Origin of the sequence: Limnohabitans planktonicus II-D5 (assembly GCF_001270065.2) — a bacterium.
Classification (GTDB): domain Bacteria; phylum Pseudomonadota; class Gammaproteobacteria; order Burkholderiales; family Burkholderiaceae_C; genus Limnohabitans_A; species Limnohabitans_A planktonicus.
Genome location: NZ_LFYT02000032.1, coordinates 29,041 through 48,354 on the forward strand (window position 1 = coordinate 29,041; position 19,314 = coordinate 48,354).

Sequence of the window (19,314 nt, forward strand, 5' to 3'; positions counted from 1 at the left end):
ATGAGACTGACCGTCTTTGTCCATGACACCCCCGTGGCCACGCTGGACTCGCCCGATGGTTTTGGGCATGTGCTCTCCTACTACCCTACGGCCAAGCCCGAGCAATTCACCTCATTGCTCATGCCCGTGCGCACCCAGTCCTACGACTACCCGGAGCTGCACCCGCTCTTTCGGATGAACCTGCCAGAGGGCTTCCTGCTCTCGGTGCTGCAGGAGCGCCTGGGTCCCCATGTCGGCTCTTCACCCCTGAACCTGCTGAGCGTGGTCGGACGCAATGCCATCGGGCGCGTGAAGGTCGCTCCTGAAGGCGCGGACCCCAAGTCGCCACCGGTGGCATTCGAGGTACGACACATCTTGCGCGGTGACAACTCGGAGCAGGCCTTCATGGGCCTGGTGCGGGAGTTCGCCGTCAGCGGGGTCAGCGGCGTGGTGCCCAAATTCCTTGCGCCAGCGGCTGCGGCTGCGGCTGCGGCTGCTGGCCAGGATGCCAACAAGCTGCCCGGGAAGACCACACTGGCCACCGAAAAATTCATCGTCAAAGGCACGCCCGCTTCCCTGCCCGGGGTGGCCCTGAACGAGCATTTCTGCATGCAAGTGGCGCAGCGCGCCTTTGGCAACGCCGCAAAGACCGAGGTCTCCGACGACGCACAGGCCCTGGTCGTGCACCGCTTTGACTACGAAGAAGACGGCCGGACCCGTCTGGGCATGGAAGACCTTTGCAGCCTGCTTTCGCTGCGACCTGAACAGAAATACGACGCCACCTGGGAGCGAGTGGCCAAGCGCATCAAGGACGTGACCCCTGTGGGATGCCAGGCCACCGCACTCTCGGACTTGGGCAACCTTTTGCTGCTGACCTATGCGCTGCGCAACGCGGACTGCCACACCAAGAACATTGCCCTGCTCTATTCGAGCAGGCAGGATGTGCGACTGGCGCCCGTCTACGACATGCTCAGCATCACCGTCTACGACGACTATTGCAACAATCCGCCAGGCATGTCCATCCAAGGCCTCCAGACATGGAACCCGGGTAAGGCACTGACCCTGTTCTTGCAGCACTACTGTGGCATTGGTTTGGCTGGGGTCCATGCCAAAGTGGAGCGCGTGTGCGAGGCCATCGTGGAGGTATCACCAGAAGTGTTGCGCGCCACGCGTGACAACAAGCATTTCACCGAAGTAGGCGTGCGCATGCTGAGAGCCTGGAACGAGGGCATGAACAGCCTTCGTCTGCAAAAAGGCTGGAGCCTGCCGAACCTGGACCACCTGTATGGCGATGATGCACTGGCCAAGGTAGCCGACGCGAAAGCACCCAGAAAGGTCCTGGGCCGCAGTCCCTTGAAACTGATGAGCTGAGATATTGGTCGAGTCAAGAAGCACGGGCCAAGCAGACCGCATGCGTCTGCTTCAGGGACGATGCGGGAGCGTTCAACAACATGGCGCAAGTCTTTGCCAACCCCCAAACCCAACACCGCCAAATGGTGGTGGAACTGCCCCACAGATCAGGCCAAACCGTGCGCCTGGTGCGCAGCCCGCTGAATTTTTCTGCATCACCCGTGACACACCAAGCACCGCCACGGCTGGGTGAACACAGCCTGCAAGCCTTGCGCGAAGAGCTGGGGCTGAGTGATGCGCAAGTGGCGGGGCTGGTGGCGCGGGGGGTGGTTTGAGGGGGAACTAACACAACGACTCGTCAATGGCTTGATTCAAAAATTTTCATTTACATCCGGTGAAAGACGGTTAGGGTGAAAGTCGGCCAGAAGTCCTTTAGCAGGCCGGATGTAGCTTGTTGTGCTCACTTCTGCTGTGACACAATCACGCCCTTTTTTGCGGAATTAACATGCCACTGGAAATCGCGCAATCAACGCCAACGGCCAACAGCGTCGCAGCCTTTGTGCAGGCCCACTATGGGCTTGGCGAGGTCGTTGAGAGTGAGTTTTTAAGGCGAAGCTTCAACCAGGTCTATCGACTTGAATTTGCCAACGGACGCCGCGTTGTGGCACGTCTGTGTGCTGACCGACCGAGGGGGGGTCCCAATGCCTTGTTTGAGGCTGCAGCGCTGGAGCACTGGGCACAGCTTGGCTGCCCAGTCTCTCGCTGCGTCACAACGGTGGCCGGTGATATAGCCATACAGGTGCCGCTGCCTGAAGGCACCCGAACACTGATGCTGTTCGAATATCTGGACGGGGAGATGACCGGTCCAGAAACCGCTGACATACAGGCCTTTGCACAAGGATTGGCCGCCTTGCACACCGGCGGCAAAAGCTACCAAGGGCCAAAGAGCGCCTATGTACTTGACCTCAACTACCTGCTCCTTAAACCGCTGGAGGGATTTCTTCGCGCGCCTTCCATGACCGGCGAATTGCGCCCGAAATTCGAGAAACTGGGCTTGCGGCTACACGATGAAATTCTTGCCATGGGAGAACTCAGCCATGTGCTGTGTCATGGCGACGCGCATGGTCAGAACAACTTCATCATCACCAACAGCGAAGGCGAACGCCAGGCCCTATTCTTCGATTTTGACGAAGCAGGGCCGGGCTATCTGGCGTATGAGCTTGCGGTCTACCCATGGAACCTTTACCCACGCATGCCAGACGAGGAGGCGAGCACCAGGGTGCAAATGCGGTGGAAAAATTTCATCGCGGCTTACCGGGACAGGCGGCCGGTCGCAGATGCCGACCTTGCTGCCATCGCACGCTTCATGGCAGTGCGGCAATTCTGGTTGCTGGGCGAGTTCGCAGGACGCGTGCCGGTTTGGGGTTCCCAAACCATGACGACGGGTCAACTTCACAGACAGGTCGAGTTGCTGCGTCAATGGGAGCTGTTGCAATTGCCAACTTAGTGGCAAGGCCCTTTCAGCACCCGCGAAAAGTAAAACGCTGAATGCTCCGGATAGTCAGCATGTTCAATCATCTCACTTAATTGCTTTGTGTTTGTACAGCATTGGCGTGAGGTAGGGCGCCTAAAGCGTGAATTGCTCCTGGTCTACAAATCGGCCATGGGCAGTAAGTGCGGGCACCAAATGGGCGTCGGCATACGGGCAGCCAAAAGCCACCATCGGTCGCTGTCCCTTTTTGTCCGAAGCCTCCGGCGAGTGCCCCTGACCAGCCAAGAGGCTTTGAAGCATGGGCTGATAGCCGGGCTCCCAGGCTTGCATTACTGGAAAATTATTTCGCATGGCCGCCAGAATCCTCATGCCTGACCAGTCCAGGTCGCCCCAAAACGAAACGGGAAGGGCGATGTCCTTTCCAAACAGCCAACTATCAAAGTAGTCAATCCGGTCGCCTCCAAGCTCCCCTCTGTGGGAAAAGAACAGCGATACCGCTTCCGGGGTACGCAGACGCGCCGCGCTGCCCTTGAACCCCGAGGCATACACCAGAGCCAGCTTGGAGAAGGCCTGGCCCTTGGAGCGCATTGCCTGCTCAAAGCTCATCAAGTTCTCGACGAACAGAACCCCACTGAAGCCACCAATCGGCAAGTAGACCTGCAGCTGAACAGGAGACTCCGAAAAGGGGCATTCCTCCACACCCAACAAAGCAGCTACTAGGCCGGTCCTGTTGTCCAGCACCTTGGACATACCCCAGAAGAGTTTTGCGGACACTTCCCGCAGCAGCATGTGCGTGTCAGCCAAGGCCCTGAGCCCATTTAACCGCTCCACGACTTCAGCCATTTCACGGTCAGGCATGTCGATGCAGTAATCCCCAGCAACCTTCTTGACCTCATCGGTTGCGTCCAGGTGCAGGGACAGTGCCTCCCGCCAGCGCTCTAACGCAGTCTTCTGGCGCGCCATACGGCCAGTGGCCTTGCGGACTGCCTCGATGTCCAGCACTTTAATACGGGGATTTTCGTCATAGCCAGCGACTGAGCGACTGGCGGTAACTGGGGTAACTTGAAACCATCCCAGCTTCACCAGCACCAGCAATTGTTCCCAATAAAATTCCTTGTCGGACTCCATCGGGGCCCGATATAGCGCTGGCCATGTAGTTGAAGTCAGCGGTATCGTCTGCGCGGTGGCACTCCCACGCTGTTCGGCACTATCCAATTTATCAACAAGGTGGTTGAGCAGTGCTTGAATGGGCTGGCTATGTAGCCAAAGCGGTTCAGTCATTTGCCCACCACGGCCACTTCGTCAGGGGCGTCATCAGTGTCTTCCTCTGGGTTAGCGAGGTCAAAGAGTTGCTTTGCCTTTTCACGGGCCAGCACTCGCTGCCGCTCCCACAGGTCACGCATCTTGTCTTCCTTGAAAATGCGTTCGTCACATTCGGAAATGAAGTCGAGCTCCCCATTGGGAACAGCCAGTCGCGTGAAGCTGTACTCGCGATTGAATTCGTCCTTAAGAGCGCCAGCTTTCATTGTCGGCATAGCACTGATGATTTGTAAGTCCAGCTTGTCGCGCAAGAAACTCAAGACCGCACGTGCACGTGGCTCGTCCATCTTGGCAAACGACTCATCGTTCACCAGCAGTTTCAGGCTGGGGCTCTTCTCAAAGAGCTTCAACCGGTTCGTGACGACCGCCGCGCGAACGATATACGCAGGGGTTTCTAGCTGGCCGCCGGATCCGGTGCCCCACTCAGAGAGCTTTACGCGCCCACCGCTCGAGGTGTCGTTGATGATGTCGTAGTGCCGGTAATTGCGGTAGTCGGCAATGCGCATGAGATCCTTTGTCGCGCGCTCTTGGTTGTCATCCAGCAGCAGCTTGACCAGCTTGTCACGGATGTTGGCGTGCCGCTCGCTGAAAGTGCCGTCTCCAAACAGGTCCATCGACTCGGCCGAATCGGCAAGCTTCGTCACCTCGCCGAAAAAACTGAGGTAATCCTCGAATTCAGGTTCCCAACGCGACCAGTCAATGCTGAAGCTGTCGGAGCCGAACTTCAAGTTTTTGAGCTCACCATTCATCTGGCGCAAGGTGCGGATACCGTCGTCCACACGGCTCTTGATTTCCACACAGAACTGTTTTGTGAAAACATCATGGAAAGATTTTTCGGCCTTATCCAGCTCGCGGCTGTTGTTGTACAAGCCAATACTACGCAGTCCGTCCAATGTCTTGACAACCACCTTAGCCATTTCGATCAATGCATAGTAGGTGGCGTCAAACGACTGGGTGTCATGCCAGGCGGTAAGTGTGACGACAAACCGCTCGTCTGGCTTGGCCTGACTGTTGTAGTGGGTCAGCGCCTCTCGGGCGTCCACCAACAAGTTACCGGGCTTAACTGCCAGGTCCCCAAGCGCATTCTTTGCTACTTCCAGGGTTACCGGTGCTTGAGAAAGCCTTTCGTCAATCCCGGCCACCAGCGCCGGATAGGTGAATGCGGGGTTGGACGCAACTAACTTCTTGAGCTTTTGGATTTGCCCCTCCAGCGCCTTCAAATGGTCCTGCTTACTCGCTTGAATCCCTTTGATGGCAGCTTCCGCGTTAGCCATGGCGCTGTTGTGCTCGCCGACCCGCTGGTTCGCAGCCGAAATGCTTAAATAGAAGTCGCGAATTTCGCCCTGAATCCGCAATAGCGTCTCTTGCATCACATTGAGTTCTGTGATGTCGAGGGTTTCCAGGGACGCTCGCGTCTTTTCAATCAAATTGGCCGCATCTCGCAACGCATTGGCGTCGAAACGTGGTGCCTTGAGACCTAGCAACGCGGACTTTATCGAATCCAAGAACGCCTGGGTGTTTCCCAATGCAAGAGCCTCAGCTTCAGCGATTTCCAATTCTTTCGTTACCTTGACAAGTGCTTGTTCACGCGCCTTGATACCAAAGACATTGTTCGACTTTTTCTCAGCAGTGAACATGGAGCGGCTTCCAGAGCCGATGCCGTCCAAGGTGATACCGCGCTTGGTATATCGCAAAGCTTCGGTATCGGCGACCTTGACAACGCCACCGTACTGCTCGACCAAGTACGCCCATGCGATGGGGTTGGCAGCCGTCAGCTCCCTTACGATGGAGTCGGTTGGCAGTACCTTGCCCTCTGCGTCCTTCAGGCACATTGCACCCTGGATGATTTTTGCAGAGATGGCGCGTGACTTGAGAAAGTCCACGCACCTGCGCTCCCACTCTGGAGAAACAATGATGTTGAAGCGCGCGTTCCCCAAGTACCCCTCGATAGCCGTCTGCCACGTTTCCGACTTGGGCTCGACCAAGTCACACAAGACTTGTGCATTGGCATCCCGGAACTGTTCATGGAGCAAGTCCAGCCCCCGCTGAACATAGGGGGGATACGAGACCTTACCTTGTAAAAGTCGGGACTTCTGACTGCCCAAATCGCGCACCTTATCGTCGGCCTTGGTTTTAATCTGTGAAACCGTAGTCGCCTCCGCTGAAATCGCCATGGCCACGCTTTCGTCCGTGCCAACTAGTGCTACGTGCAAATTGTCGATGCCTTGGTTGATTCCGGACAGCGCCGAAACCACGCTGTACAACTTCCAGACGTTCAACTCTTCACCCTTTGTCGCTTCTGCCACGCTGTCACGGCAAGCTGCCAGACGGGGGAAGTCGACTTGCCCATAAGCCTTGGCAACCCGGTCTACGGCTTTCTGCAATTCCTTGAAGGACTCCGGAATCGGCTTTGAAATCAACTCTTTTGAGCGCTGTTCCAACAGGCCGGCAGCTATCAGGGAAAGTGACAGCTCATCCAGACTAGCTCGTGCAGTGGCCGTAGCCTTGGCCAGATTGCTATCAAGCTCCATCTTTTGGTTGTGCACCGGGATGCCCTGAAGCTGGGCAGTCAATTGCACACGCTGGTCGTCAATGACTGCCAGTCGCGCGTTCCACGAAGTGATTTTCCCGTTCTCTTCCTTGATGGCTTCGTCTGCCTTGCTTATCAGCTTCTTCTTGGCTTCTATGGCGACATCGTCGTTGCTCAGCTGGAGTTTTGCGACCAACATGCCTTGCATCACGTGGGCTTCGTGGGCCTTGGCGGTTTGGTCAATGGCTGCCTGCAAAGTTGCGAGCCGTACAACGCTATCCTTTAGACGCACGCCTTCCTGCCGCAGATTACTGACCTGCTTCATGAGCCCACTGATGCGCTCAATGTCTTGCTGGAGCTGCCTCTCGTCGAAATCCAGAATCTCGTCTCGTACCAATTCATGGACAGAGCCAATAGGGCGGTAAGCAATGGACTGAACCCAAGCCTTGGCTGCATTGGTCGCCTCATCCTTGGTTACGCTGGACTTGCCCCGAAAGCGCCCGTACAGCGCGCACAAGTAGTCCATCTTCTTCTCATTGAAATCATGGACTCGGCTGAATTTGGACTGAAGGTGCCGCGCGATGCGGTCCACAGCAATGCACTCATTGGTCTCAACGTCCTTCATGAAATCTTCGAAAGTCAAAGCGGCGTCATCCACGATGACGAGCTGCAGGCTTTCCAACTTCGCTTGGCGCGTATCAGCGGTGGAGCCTTCCACCCGTGCAGATGCCGCAACGAGGGCCGTGAAGGGCTTCAAGTGTTCTTCACCCTTGCTTTGCCGGAAAACTGCAGCCATGTAGCCTTGTGCGCCGTCCTTGCGGGAGAAGTTGTTGTACTCGGCGCCGACAACGTAGGATTCCAGCGTGCGCTTGGTTTTGCCACGGCGCTGGCCCTGAGTCACTTCGTCTTGGCCGGGGTTGTAATTCATGACGCCTTTGTTCGCAGCGGTCATCACAGTCTGCAGGGCGTCGAGCATCGTCGATTTGCCAGAACCGGTTTCGCCGGTCAACAGCGTCATGTCACCCATTTCAAAGTTGCCAGGGCGCAGCTGTCCCCAATTTACGAGAATCAATCGGTCTAATTTCATTCTTGTGGCTCCTCAACCTGCATGACAGGTTCGATTTCACCGTCGGCATCCATTGCAACAGCTAAAGCTTCGTTACTGACAACGCCCAAGATGGTTGGTCGTATCGCGAGGTAGGCGTCTTCATCGCTCACGCTGAACGTGGATGAGTACCTGAGAAGGCGGTGTCTTTTCAGCTCTGCCAGAAGCCCCATGCGCTCACCATCGCGCTCCGGAAGTTGCCGCTTGAGCTGGGTTATCAGCGTCAATGCAAGGTCGTCAACGCTGATAAGTGCCTCGGCCTGGGTGTCGATGAGCCCTTGGTTCAACTTTTCTTGATAGAGGAACCGCAGTGCTATGGCCGCAGCAACGAAGTCGGTAGACACCCGTGCCTTCAACGAAGGTACCGGAGAAAAGGTGTCCTCCCGGATCCCGTCAACAACAGCGCCGGGAGCGTAGAGGCGAAAGAACTGGGCGTTGACGTCGTGATGCAGGTACATCCCGACTACCTCGAAGTACTCTGACAACAACGATTCCACCTGACGAGTTTCGTCGTACAGCGCCTGTTCTGTACGATCTTCATCTCGCACCAGCACGCCGTATGACAGCAAACGGGTTGCGATTTCACGAAACCGTTCCATCGTGACAGTGGTTTTCGCCAGCTTCTCGCGCAATTCGGTTGTGAGGCTCATAAATCTCTCTTGAAATCAAATTCGTAGTCGTAGCCGCTGTAGAACTCATTCTCAACGCGGCCTGGGAGCCTTGTGGCCGCCAGGTCACGTCCTTTGGTATTGCGCACGGCTTCAACGGCTTGCATGTTGCTGATGAGGTCCCGCGCCGTCTCTGGAGGCAATGACGACAGGTGAATTGGATGCTGAAACAATCGAAGGTCACCCCGCAACTTGCTCGCAAGCTCTTCGTTAGCCACCGCAAAGGCTTCAGATTCGGCGCGCTTCATGAACGATTCAAGGCGCGCGGCGCGGCTGGCGCGAGGTTGTATGGAAATGGTGGCGGCTTTGCGTCGTTGTGTAGCAGACCGCAACTTGAAGCTGGATGGGTCCAAAAGGCGGATTTCTACGCAAGAAATTTGTTCCCCAATGGTCTGCAATAGCTTGTCTTGCCCGGCTTTGTCGCGTTCGGCGAGCTTGGAGATGGCATTGAGGTAGGCATGGCGGTTTTGCCCGGTACGCAGCATCATGGACTGCTGCACAAGGCCCGTGATACGTCGAATGTAGGTGTCCATGGCACGCACGAACGTGGGCTGCTTGGTGTCGCAGGCGGCATTGACGATGTCATCAATGCGGTCCAGCAGCCATTCGAACACCGAAGAACCAGTATGTTCTTTGACAGCCCACTGAGCAATGTCTTGAAGCTGCTCTTCAACGCGCTTGTATTTTTGGCTGTCTAAACTGACCCGAAGCATTTCAATCTTTTGCCGAATACCCTGTCGATTAAGCGTGGCGCTGTCAGCAGTCAGTTGCTTGGAGTAGTCCCGTTGAAACCGGTCCAAGAATTCTACGAAGTCATCCCACTGGGAGTGCACAGTGGCTTCCTGCATGAGGTGGCGGATTCGTTCCTGCAGGTAGTCGATGCCCTCGGTCAGGTCTTCGATGACCTTTTCTGCGTACTCATAGGCGTCTACCAGGTCATGCGCGTCGCCACGTTCGCTCAGTGCGGCTTCAAGGGCATTACGGCAGCCGCGCATATTGCGTTGCCGGCTGCGACTGGGACGGTGGAGCGCCCAGAAGGCCTCGGCGAACAATTTGCCAGGCCTCGAGAATCGGAATGCGGTGACTAAGCCATTGCGGTCCGGATACTGCTCCAGCCACCCGTCCCGTAGTAGCGCACGAATGACCGTGACGGTGAGCTGCTGGGGATCGACCGCGTCCGTTGTGTTGAATTCGTCCTGCTCAGCATCGGTATCGAGTTCGCTTTGGTGCTCGCGCACCACAGGAGCAATAAGCTCCTTGAGGGCTTCTCGATTCAGGTTGTGGACATAGTCTGCAGCAGGGCCGTGCAGCCGCTCGAACAGTGCACGTAAACAGGCTGAAACCAGCTCCCGTCGGGAACTGCTTAAAGGCCGGAAAAACCTCTGCCGTTCGGCTTCAAAAAATACGTTTGCGCTCAATAAATCACTCCCTTGAAAATTTTCTCCCTATCCCTGTCTTGTCGAGGAATTTGGCAACTCTGCTTGACGTCAATATCTACTAAAGGCAACGTTCTTAGAGTGCTGATCGTCAGCTGACCAATACTTGATTCATCATTGGAAAAAGTAATTATTTGAACCTACTTAGCGTAAGTGTATTGGACTTTCGCACATCAAAAGATGAGAGTAAGAGTCCTGCAATTAACGTGCGGCCAAATCTACCAAACCGCTCAGAGGTAGGCTGGTACCAAATCCGCAACGCCCTGGCCGAGCGCAACAAAAGCGGCGACACCGCCCCCGTCAACTTCACCCCCTTTGAGTCGGCCTACCAAGCCCTGACCGACAAGTTGCGCCCGCAGGTGTTTAGCCTGGGCTTTTTACGATAAAGGCCACATCGTGAACACCCTAAGAAACGGTCCAGTGATGCCCGGCGAATTCCTGCTCTACGAGACCGAGGATGGCCGCACCCGTGTGGAGTGTCGGTTCATCGAGGATTCGCTCTGGCTAACGCAAGCCTTGATGGCCGATTTTTTTCAGGTCAAGGTGCCCACCATCAACGAGCATCTGAAAACGCTTTATGCCGATGGCGAGATTGAATCTTCGGCAACCATTAGGAAATTCCTAATAGTTCGGCAAGAGGGTGAGCGAACCGTCAACCGGAACATTGACCACTACAACCTCGACGCCATCCTGGCGGTGGGCTACCGTGTTCGCTCGGCACGGGGCACGCAGTTTCGCCGCTGGGCCACCGAACGCTTGCGGGACTATCTGGTCAACGGCTTTTTGCTGGATGACGAGCGCCTGAAGAACCCGCCTGTGGGGGATTCGGCGGCGCCCGACCGTTTCAACGTGTTGCTGGAGCGCATCCGCGACATTCGCGCCAGCGAACGGCGCATGTATCTGCGGGTACGGGAAATTTTTGCCATGGCAGCGGACTATTCACCGTCGCTGCCCGAGACCACACGTTTTTCCCGCTTCATACAAAACAAGCTGCATTTCGCCGTCACAGGCAAAACGGCCGCCGAATTGATCGCTGAGCGTGCCGACAGCACCCAGCCACACATGGGCTTGACCACTTGGAAATCGGGCAGCGTACAAAAAGCAGATGTCACAGTGGCCAAAAACTACCTTCATGAGCCTGAAATTCAATCACTCAACCGCATCGTGACGATGTGGCTGGATTACGCAGAAGACCAAGCCCTGCGACGTAAAGAGGTGTTTTTGAAAGACTGGGCCGAAAAGCTGGATGGGTTTTTGACTTTCAACGAACGCCAGGTGCTCGAAGGCGCTTTCGCTCAGAGTTCGTCCACGAGTCACTGATCGATTCCGCGATTTGTTCAGTTGATGTCAGGCGCGATCAATCGCACCGTAGGAAAGTAGCTCGCATAGCGACGCACATCCCGCGTCAGCACGGGCAAGCCCGCCACCGCAGCATGTGCACCAATGAAGAAATCGGCCAGCACGTTGCTTTTGGTTCCGCCTTGCCTGCGGTATTGCACAAAGGCTTTACCCGCTAAAAACAGCGCGGGCTTGGGCGTCTCGACCACCGGGATTTGCAAGTCGGCCAGCGTGGCGTCCAGCGCTTCCACGTTGCTGAAGGTCAGCGACAGTTCGGCGTAGATCACAGGGTTGATGACCAGGCGGTGGATTTGCGCTTGGGCGCGCAGTTGCGCGATGGACCAGTCGGCCCATGTGGGATCGTTTTCAAGCACGTCCACCAGGACGTTGGTGTCGACCAGCATGCGTCAGGCTTTACCCTGTGTCACTGGCGTGCCTGCAATTTCGCTGATGCGGTCATGAACCAGCACCCCATTGCGCCTCACCACCAAGGCTGTTTGTGTGCGCATGGCCACTTCGCGTGCCCGTTGCGCAGCGCGTAAAAGCGCAGCAGCCGAGCCGCGTAAATCGCTGTTTCGAGCTTGTTCAATAGGAAGTTGTGGCTTCATTCTTCACTCCATTCGATCAACTTTGGCACTTCGCCGGAGTTGTCATAAACCGCCCAGACATTGACCAGCGGTTGGTAAATTTGTGCAAGGTTTTTCAGTCCTTGCTCAAAGCGACGACGAATCACCTCATCAGGGATGTGGTGCCCGCCTTGCAATACGCGTTGGGTCACACGCGCTATGGCCTCTTGTGCGTCGTGCAGTTTTAAGAAAATCAACTCGACTTTGTAGCCTGCAGCTTGCCAGCGACGGATGGCATTCGCATAAGCACGGCCAGAAAGGGTGGTTTCAAAAGCGAAACTTTGCCTTTGTGAAAAGTGCCGCTTCAGTTCTGTCAACATCAGTCGCCCGGCTTGTAGCGCTGCTGTCTCTGGCGCAAAAGGTGCCAACCCTGCGGCAATGAGGTCGGCATTCACGAAAGTCGGACACGCCGCCTCGTTAGGCAAAAATTCGCGTGCGAATGTGGTTTTACCAGCGCCGTTGGGACCGGCAATGATGATGACTTTCAAATCTGTTTGAAGCGACATGGCTCAGCTCAGCCACGCAGCAAGGCCATCAGGTCTTGCGTTTTCCAGGCCACGTCGGCTTTGCCTCGGGCGGCTTCGAAGCGGTCGGGCTGGGGCTTGGCCTTGCGGGTGGCCTTGCCGCTGTCGGCTTTGTGCAGCACCACTTCGCCGCTGCGGTTGACGGCAAAGTCAATCGAGGTGCCAGGGGTCAAACCCATGGCATCGCGGATGGGTTTGGGGATGGTTACCTGGCCTTTGACGGTGAGGGTGGTGCTCATGCGAACTCCTGAAATTCTTACTTGATTTTACTTGAGTAATACTTGACCGTTGATTTGAGCTTTGAGCTTTGAGCTTTGAGCTTTGAGCTTTGAGCTTTGAGCCCAGCGGCCCGCATGGTGTCTCGCTGTTTTGAAAAGATACCATATTGGTATCATGATGCAGCATGCGAATCATTGCGATATCAACGCTCCGTGCTTTTTGGGCAAAACATCCGGATGCACAAACACCGTTAATGGCCTGGTACGCGCTGTCCAGCAGAGCGCAATGGAAGTCGCCAGCTGACATCCAAGAGGCCTATCGACATGCAAGCTTTACAGCCAACAACCGCGTGGTGTTCAACATCAATGGCAATGACTACCGATTGGTGGTGCTGGTGCGTGATGACAAAGGCTTGTTGTTCGTGAAGTTTGTCGGCACACATGCGCAATACGACAAGATTGATGTGCTCACTGTTTAAAGGAAAGCCCCATGGAAATCCGCACCATTCACAACAAAAAAGAATACAAAGCTGCATTGGATCAAATCGAGCAGCTCTGGTCTGCCCCCGCCAAATCCGCGCAAGCCGAGCGACTGGATGTGCTCACGCTGCTTGTCGAGCATTACGAGAAAACACACTATCCCATTGCCGACCCTGACCCCATTGAATTCATCGAGCACGTCATGGAAAGTCGTGGTCTGACTCGCAAAGACCTGGAGCCCATGATTGGGCCTCGTGGCCGTGTTGCCGACATCCTGAACAGAACACGCCCGCTGACACTGGAGATGATCCGTCGCTTGGTCGCCCAGCTTCAGTTGCCTGCGGAAGTCTTGATCCAGCCTTATCTTTTGCGGGATGAATGGTTGGCTGCTTGAGGCCTGCCCTCAAGCCATCGCCAAGCGCGCATCCTCTGCCAGCAAATCAATCAAGTCCCGCGCAAAGCCCAGGCGTCAGACAAGGGCACCAGGCGAATGGCCATGCTGCGGGCGTGGCGACGGGCGGCGGATTCGGGCAGCACGCCCACGCCAACACCGGCTTCAATCATGCGGCAGGCCGACTCGAAGTTGCTCACCTAGATGCGCAGCTTGAGTGGCTTGTTGAGCTGTTCGCATTCGCGGTTCAAACACGTCAATTCAGCATAAAGAGTTTGATAATTTTGCTATTAAACAATTAAAATGATAAATTTATTAGTACTTTATTTGCATTTTATTGAGTTAAGATTTCCTTCGGCACCTGTAAAAATTGCTGTAAAGGAAAAAAATGACCAAATTCCATTTGCCATCAACGCCCGCTGTCAAGCTGTCGGCCATGAGCATGGCCTTCTTGTTGATCTCCGCCTGTGGTGGCGGTGGTGGTGCACCCAACACACCTGACACAAACACGAGTTCATGGCCTAAATCAGGGAGTTATGAAGTGGTCTTGAAGCCCTCCGGCTTCACAACAGCATCACCCTTGCAAACTTCACTTTCACTGGTGCATGCATCCACACCAGATACCGAATACCAAATCGACACATCGGCTGCAGCAACGCAGTTGGGGGTCTCTTTGAGTCAAGGTCAATGGAACCCAACCAAGGGACAGTTCACTGATTTGCAGAATGCGGCCTATGTTGACCATCGCAATGGCACTGTGCGCGTCACGTCGTTGCTCGCCAATGGTGCACGTCCTGTCCAATCGACTGCCCCTGCAGCCGACTTGTGCAGCACAAGCCAACTGGCGAGAAACTTTTCCAAACCTTTTGCCAGTCAAATGATTGTCGATACTGCTGGCACAGACGGCTTGTGCAACACCAGCGATGACGGACAAATGCTGATCACGTTTTCAGATACTGGCGTACCGTACATCTCCACTGTGTCATCTAAAAATCGATATTTGGGTTACTTGCGCTCACCCACAACGGGACAACCCACCCATTGGCTTGTCACCTGGAAAGAAGGCGGCCAAATTGACTTATGGTCTATTGACCAGCCTGGTACAACCGCCATTGAATCCGGTTTTTCTACAAACACCTCTCAATTTTCCAGTGTTGCCAACTTGTCGGATTTGATTCTTTACACACAAAACGGACTGCTCAAAGCCATGCGAATGGTCAACGGGACGCCCAGTATTTCAAACGTTCCCGCGTTATCAGGCACTTCCGGCTGGAAACTGGCGGGTAACGATGCGTCGAATGCTTATGCTTATTTCAGTTCTGGTGCCAGCACCTCATGCACAGGCACTTGGCGAATCACCTCTGTTTCGAGATCTGCCGCATCAGCCAATACTTTGGCTACAGGCACCGGAAGTTTGATCGCAGCGACCACACTCAATGGCGCTGTGTACGCCTCGGTCTGCTCGGGCAGCACAGGGTCATTGATCAAAGTGGACACGACAACAGGTACTCAAACCGTCTTAAAAGCACCATCGTCCACGATTTATATGGCCTCATCCTTTTCTGGCGAATTGGCCGTGACGGGAATTTCCTCTAACAACGGCAGCTGGTCCCTGAATTTTCTGAACCAAACCGACAACTTACTTTACGACGCTGGTAACGCCATGGTCTATGGTTCCAATCAAACAGTCTACGATGCGTCCAACAACACTTTCAGGGGTGACAGCGTTTATGTTGTGCCACAGACATTAGGTACAACAGGAACAGGCGGAACACTGCAGAGGTGGGATGTAGCAAACAATGCCATGCACACCGTAGGCACTCTTCCATCAGCCACCGATTTGGGTGGAACTGCTGGCAATCGTGTTTTCACAGGGCCGATGTCCCCCAGCGCGTTGATCGGAGGAACCTTTGTGGCACGGATTTCTTCAGACAGTCAGATTCAACTATCAGGCAGCAGGATTTATACCTTTCTACCCAAGACGGATAACAGCTTGGTCCTGACCACCAAGCAAGTTAAGTGAATGTGTCATGAGTCCTGCAGGCAGCCTTCATGTAAGGCTGCCTGCAGTTGTAAGGAAGCCTTCCAAGCGATAGCTTCATCTGATGTCTGAACACTCAGACCATTCAACCCCTCGCCAGCCTTGCATCCTCCGCCAGCAAATCAATCAAGTCCCGCGCAAAGCCCGGCAGTTCGTCGAAGTTGCGCACGCAAATCTGCATGGAACGAATCGCCCAGGCGTCGGACAGCGGCACTAGGCGGATGGCCATGCTGCGGGCGTGGCGGCGGGCGGCCGATTCGGGCAGCACGCCCACGCCCACACCGGCTTCAATCATGCGGCAGGCCGACTCGAAGTTGCTCACCTGGATGCGCAGCTTGAGCGGCTTGTTGAGCTGTTCGCATTCGCGGTTGAGGAAGGCGTGCAAGGCGCTGGCTTCGTGCAGGCCCACATGGTCAAATTCGAGTGCGTCGATCAAGGGCATGCTGGGCATGTCGGCCACGGGGTGGCCATCGTGCACCACCAACACCAGGCTGTCAGACCGGTAAGGCAGGGTTTGCAGGTTTTCAGTGCGCACCGAACCGGCCACGATGCCGATGTCGGTCTTGCCGTCCATCACGGCACGCACGATTTCATTCGACGGCTTTTCCTGCAGGTCGATGTTCACATCGGGGTGCGTGGCCAGGTAGCGCTTGAGCACTTCGGGCAAGAACTCGCCCAGGGCCGTGGTGTTGGCATACACGCGCAGGTGGCCTTTGATGCCGCTGGCGTATTCCTGCAGGTCGCCGCGCAGGTGTTCGATCTGGCCCAGCACCAGCCGCGCCCGGTGCACAAAGGCTTGCCCCGGTGGCGTGAGGGTCACGCCCTGGCTGTGGCGGTTCAGCAGCTTGGCGCCAATGCTTTCTTCGAGGTTTTTGATGCGCGTGCTGGCCGCAGGCAGCGAAATGTGCGAGGCCTCGGCTCCTTTGGTGAGGCTGTTGGCTTCAGCCACCCGCACCATGAGTCGCAAATCCACCAGATCGAAATGAACAGACATGGGGGGATTGTGCCAGCCGCTTGCTCTGGCAAAGGCTCACGTCGGGGTCTTCGACCACCGACCTACAAGTGTCTTGTGGTTTGCCCGTAGGTCGGCACTCGCAGAGTCCGACATTTGCCCATTGCTCTTCAGCCGCATCCAACTCGCCACGGGGTGAACTCCCACCTGTTGGGGTCTTCGACCAACGACCTCCATGGGGTCTTGTGGTTCGCCCGTAGGTCGGCACTCGCAGAGTCCGACATTTGCCCATTGCTCTTCAGCCGCATCCAACTTGCCACGGGGTGAACTCCCACCTGTTGGGGTCTTCGACCACCGACCTACAAGGGGTCTTGTGGTTCGCCCGTAGGTCGGCACTCGCAGAGTCCGACATTTGCCCATAGCGCATCAGCCGCATCAAAATTGCCACGGGGTGAACTCCCACCTGTCGGGGTCTTCGACCATCGACCTACAAGGGTCTTGTGGTTCGCCCGTAGGTCGGCACTCGCAGAGTCCGACATGGGGCTTTCAATTGACCAGTAAAGCGCCCACCTTGGGCCAAGTGGCCACTTGCCAGAGCGCGTCCACGCTTTGGCGCATGGCTTCGGGTGTGGCACCGCCGCTGAAGGCGGCCAGGCGCAGGGCTTTGTCGGTGATCTCCTGGCGCGAGAGCGTGTTGCCCGGATCGCCCTTGGGCTCGTCCACGCGGCCGTGCAGCACGCGGCCGTCGGTGGTGGTGACGATCACTTTGCCGATCCAGCGTTTGGGGTAGGCGCTGTCCACTTCGGCGTCCAGAACCATGCTGACTTTGTCGCGCAAGGCCTGGGTGGGTGCACTCAAAAAGTCGCGGTCGAATTCGGTCAGTCCCGCGTGGCCGTGTTGCGCCACCAGCGCCAGCACCGTTCCCATCGAGAACTTGCTCTGGTGCACCGTGACGGGCCGCACCACCGGTCCCAGCACATCGATCGCACCTTGGTGCACATGCGTCACCACTTGGGCCAGGTCTTCGATTTTCAGGCCATGGGTCTGCATGACGTGCAGCAGCGCATCGGCCGCCGGGTGGGTGTGGCGGCAGCTGGCGTGGTACTTGAACGAGGTCTCGGCCGTAGCCCAGCGCGTGCCCAGGCCGTCCACCAGGCGGCTCGGGTCGGCGTCGCTCGACATGCCTGCGGCCATGCCTTGCGGGCCTTCCAGAATTTCTGCTGCGCCCGTGAAGCCGTCTTGGGCCAAGTAGGCGGACATGAGGCCCGCTGCGGCGGCGTGCGCGGTGTGCAGCTGCTTGCTGTCGGCCGCCGTGCGCAAGAACTCCCACAGGCCTGCCGACTGCGTGCCGGCCGAGCCCAGCGCGTGCTGCATTTGCTGCGCGTTCAGACCCAACAAATGGCCCACAGCAGCGCCCGCTGCCAAGGTGCCTGCGGTGCCGGTGGTGTGGAACACACGGTAGTGCGAGCGCCCCAAAAATTCACCCACACGGATACCGACTTCGTAGCCCACCACCGATGCGGCCAGCAGTTGCTTGCCGCTCGCGCCCAGAGCTTGTGCCACCGCCACGGCAGGCGAAAACACCACCGTGGCCGGGTGGAACACCGAACCGTTGTGCACATCGTCTTGCTCGGCCACATGCGAGGCCGCAGCGTTGGCCATGGCCGCCAAATACGGCGTGGTGCGTGCGCCGTTGATGATGACTTCAGACGGGCCTTGGGCCTGCCCCATGGCTTGCGCAAAGCGGGTGATGCTCTCCACCGGGCGCGATCCGTGCCCGGCCACGGCCGAGCCGAACCAATCCACCAACAGGTCTTCGATCTTGCGGACCACCGGCTCTGGGATGTCGTCGAAACGCAGCGCGGATGCGAAGGCGGCGAGTTGGGCGGTGTTGGATGTCGTGTTGTTTGTCATGACTGTCTCCTTGTGTTCTGTATCAAATGGCTTGGCTGATCCCTGTCGGCTCTGTTGCCGCCGACCTACGGAAAACCACAGGCCGCGCCCTGTAGGTCGGAAGCTTCAGCTCCGACATCTGTTCGCTCCGGCACAGGCTGCATGTCGGGGCTAAAGCCGCCGACCTACGAAAAACCAAAGGCCGCGCCCTGTAGGTCGGTAGCTTCAGCTCCGACATCTGTTCGCTGTGGCACAGGCTGCATGTCGGGGCTAAAGCCGCCGACCTACGGAAAACCGCAGGCCTGGCCATGTAGGTCGGAAGCTTTAGCTCCGACGTTTGTGGGCTCCGGCATAGAGTCAATGTCGGGGCTAAAGCCGCCGACCTACGGAAAACCACAGGCCTTGCCTTGTAGGTCGGTAGCTTTAGCTCCGACATCTGTTCGCTCCGGCACAGGCTGCATGTCGGGGCTAAAGCCGCCGACCTACGGAAAACCACAGGCCTGGCCATGTAGGTCGGTAGCTTCAGCTCCGACGTTTGTGGGCTCCGGCATAGGCTGCATGTCGGGGCTAAAGCCGCCGACCTACGAAAAACCACAGGCCTTGCCTTGTAGGTCGGTAGCTTCAGCTCCGACATCTGTTCGCTGCGGCACAGGCTGCATGTCGGGCTAAAGCCTCCGACCTACGAATAATCACAGGCCGCGCCCTGTAGGTCGGTAGCTTCAGCTCCGACATTTGTGGGCTCCGGCATAGAGTCAATGTCGGGGCTAAAGCCGCCGACCTACGAATAATCACAGGCCTTGCCTTGTAGGTCGGTAGCTTTAGCTCCGACATCTGTTCGCTCCGGCACAGGCTGCATGTCGGGGCTGAAGCCGCCGACCTACGGAAAACCACAGGCCTTGCCTTGTAGGTCGGTAGCTTTAGCTCCGACATCTGTTCGCTCCGGCACAGGCTGCATGTCGGGGCTAAAGCCG

The 19,314-nt window shown here is 56.6% G+C and carries 18 protein-coding genes and 1 pseudogene; 8 read left to right on the forward strand and 11 right to left on the reverse strand.

Going from position 1 to position 19,314, the window contains the following annotated elements; translation table 11 throughout:
- From H663_RS38170 to H663_RS38180, 3 genes are all read left to right on the forward strand, one after another.
- A complete protein-coding gene (locus H663_RS38170; RefSeq protein ID WP_053173282.1) occupies positions 1-1,350 on the forward strand; it encodes a type II toxin-antitoxin system HipA family toxin in 1,350 nt (449 codons plus the stop codon).
- On the forward strand, positions 1,347-1,664 hold the full coding sequence (locus H663_RS38175; protein WP_276309853.1) for a CoA transferase: 318 nt from the start codon (positions 1,347-1,349) through the stop codon (positions 1,662-1,664). Before H663_RS38170 ends, H663_RS38175 begins: the two co-directional genes overlap by 4 nt.
- 170 nt (positions 1,665-1,834) lie before the next feature.
- The gene (locus tag H663_RS38180; RefSeq protein WP_053173278.1) at positions 1,835-2,836 is read left to right on the forward strand and encodes a phosphotransferase enzyme family protein; all 1,002 of its coding nucleotides are present in this window, start codon (positions 1,835-1,837) and stop codon (positions 2,834-2,836) included.
- 120 nt (positions 2,837-2,956) lie between these two features.
- Here H663_RS38180 and H663_RS42255 read toward each other — a convergent pair whose 3' ends face one another.
- The 4 genes from H663_RS42255 to H663_RS38200 are packed head-to-tail and all read right to left on the reverse strand — an operon-like array spanning position 2,957 to position 9,862.
- The gene (locus H663_RS42255) at positions 2,957-4,102 is read right to left on the reverse strand and encodes a Wadjet anti-phage system protein JetD domain-containing protein (protein ID WP_240620572.1); all 1,146 of its coding nucleotides are present in this window, start codon (positions 4,100-4,102) and stop codon (positions 2,957-2,959) included.
- A complete protein-coding gene (locus tag H663_RS38190; RefSeq protein WP_053173276.1) occupies positions 4,099-7,758 on the reverse strand; it encodes an SbcC/MukB-like Walker B domain-containing protein in 3,660 nt (1,219 codons plus the stop codon). Before H663_RS38190 ends, H663_RS42255 begins: the two co-directional genes overlap by 4 nt.
- Complete coding sequence (locus tag H663_RS38195) at positions 7,755-8,426, reverse strand: DUF4194 domain-containing protein (protein WP_053173273.1); 672 nt, start codon at positions 8,424-8,426, stop codon at positions 7,755-7,757. The genes H663_RS38190 and H663_RS38195 overlap by 4 nt, the downstream gene beginning before the upstream one ends.
- On the reverse strand, positions 8,423-9,862 hold the full coding sequence (locus H663_RS38200; RefSeq protein ID WP_083451202.1) for a Wadjet anti-phage system protein JetA family protein: 1,440 nt from the start codon (positions 9,860-9,862) through the stop codon (positions 8,423-8,425). Before H663_RS38200 ends, H663_RS38195 begins: the two co-directional genes overlap by 4 nt.
- Positions 9,863-10,086: 224 nt before the next feature.
- Between H663_RS38200 and H663_RS38205 the strand changes: the two genes are divergently transcribed.
- Together H663_RS38205 and H663_RS38210 are read left to right on the forward strand one after the other, a co-directional pair.
- A complete protein-coding gene (locus H663_RS38205; protein WP_116695929.1) occupies positions 10,087-10,266 on the forward strand; it encodes a hypothetical protein in 180 nt (59 codons plus the stop codon).
- Between the two features lie 10 nt (positions 10,267-10,276).
- Positions 10,277-11,200 carry a virulence RhuM family protein gene (locus H663_RS38210; protein ID WP_240620573.1) on the forward strand — a complete coding sequence of 308 codons (924 nt, stop codon included), beginning with the start codon at positions 10,277-10,279 and terminating at the stop codon, positions 11,198-11,200.
- 17 nt (positions 11,201-11,217) lie between these two features.
- Here the strand turns inward: H663_RS38210 and H663_RS38215 are convergent, their stop codons facing one another.
- The 4 genes from H663_RS38215 to H663_RS38230 are packed head-to-tail and all read right to left on the reverse strand — an operon-like array spanning position 11,218 to position 12,607.
- Positions 11,218-11,622: a type II toxin-antitoxin system VapC family toxin gene (locus H663_RS38215; protein ID WP_053173269.1), complete on the reverse strand. Its 405-nt coding sequence runs from the start codon at positions 11,620-11,622 to the stop codon at positions 11,218-11,220.
- A gap of 3 nt (positions 11,623-11,625) precedes the next feature.
- Positions 11,626-11,826: a hypothetical protein gene (locus H663_RS38220; protein WP_053173267.1), complete on the reverse strand. Its 201-nt coding sequence runs from the start codon at positions 11,824-11,826 to the stop codon at positions 11,626-11,628.
- Complete coding sequence (locus tag H663_RS38225) at positions 11,823-12,350, reverse strand: ATPase (protein WP_053173265.1); 528 nt, start codon at positions 12,348-12,350, stop codon at positions 11,823-11,825. Before H663_RS38225 ends, H663_RS38220 begins: the two co-directional genes overlap by 4 nt.
- An 8-nt stretch (positions 12,351-12,358) precedes the next feature.
- Positions 12,359-12,607 carry an AbrB/MazE/SpoVT family DNA-binding domain-containing protein gene (locus H663_RS38230; RefSeq protein WP_053173264.1) on the reverse strand — a complete coding sequence of 83 codons (249 nt, stop codon included), beginning with the start codon at positions 12,605-12,607 and terminating at the stop codon, positions 12,359-12,361.
- 164 nt (positions 12,608-12,771) lie between these two features.
- Here H663_RS38230 and H663_RS38235 point away from each other — a divergent pair, with 164 nt between their 5' ends.
- Positions 12,772-13,065, forward strand: coding sequence for a type II toxin-antitoxin system HigB family toxin (locus H663_RS38235; RefSeq protein ID WP_053173262.1), 294 nt, complete (start codon positions 12,772-12,774; stop codon positions 13,063-13,065).
- An 11-nt stretch (positions 13,066-13,076) separates the two neighbouring features.
- A complete protein-coding gene (locus H663_RS38240) occupies positions 13,077-13,460 on the forward strand; it encodes a helix-turn-helix domain-containing protein (RefSeq protein WP_053173259.1) in 384 nt (127 codons plus the stop codon).
- A gap of 59 nt (positions 13,461-13,519) precedes the next feature.
- Here H663_RS38240 and H663_RS42555 read toward each other — a convergent pair.
- A pseudogene (locus H663_RS42555) lies at positions 13,520-13,690 on the reverse strand (LysR substrate-binding domain-containing protein); the annotation flags it as partial.
- A gap of 155 nt (positions 13,691-13,845) precedes the next feature.
- On the opposite strand from H663_RS42555, the gene H663_RS41390 reads away from it, so the two are divergent.
- Positions 13,846-15,480, forward strand: a complete 1,635-nt coding sequence (locus H663_RS41390; RefSeq protein ID WP_133240063.1) for a hypothetical protein — start codon at positions 13,846-13,848, stop codon at positions 15,478-15,480.
- A gap of 103 nt (positions 15,481-15,583) precedes the next feature.
- On the opposite strand, the gene H663_RS38255 is transcribed toward H663_RS41390, so the two are convergent.
- Positions 15,584-16,492, reverse strand: coding sequence for a LysR substrate-binding domain-containing protein (locus H663_RS38255; RefSeq protein WP_053173254.1), 909 nt, complete (start codon positions 16,490-16,492; stop codon positions 15,584-15,586).
- 504 nt (positions 16,493-16,996) lie between these two features.
- On the reverse strand, positions 16,997-18,364 hold the full coding sequence (locus tag H663_RS38260) for an MmgE/PrpD family protein (protein ID WP_053173252.1): 1,368 nt from the start codon (positions 18,362-18,364) through the stop codon (positions 16,997-16,999).
- Positions 18,365-19,314: the final 950 nt, after the last annotated feature.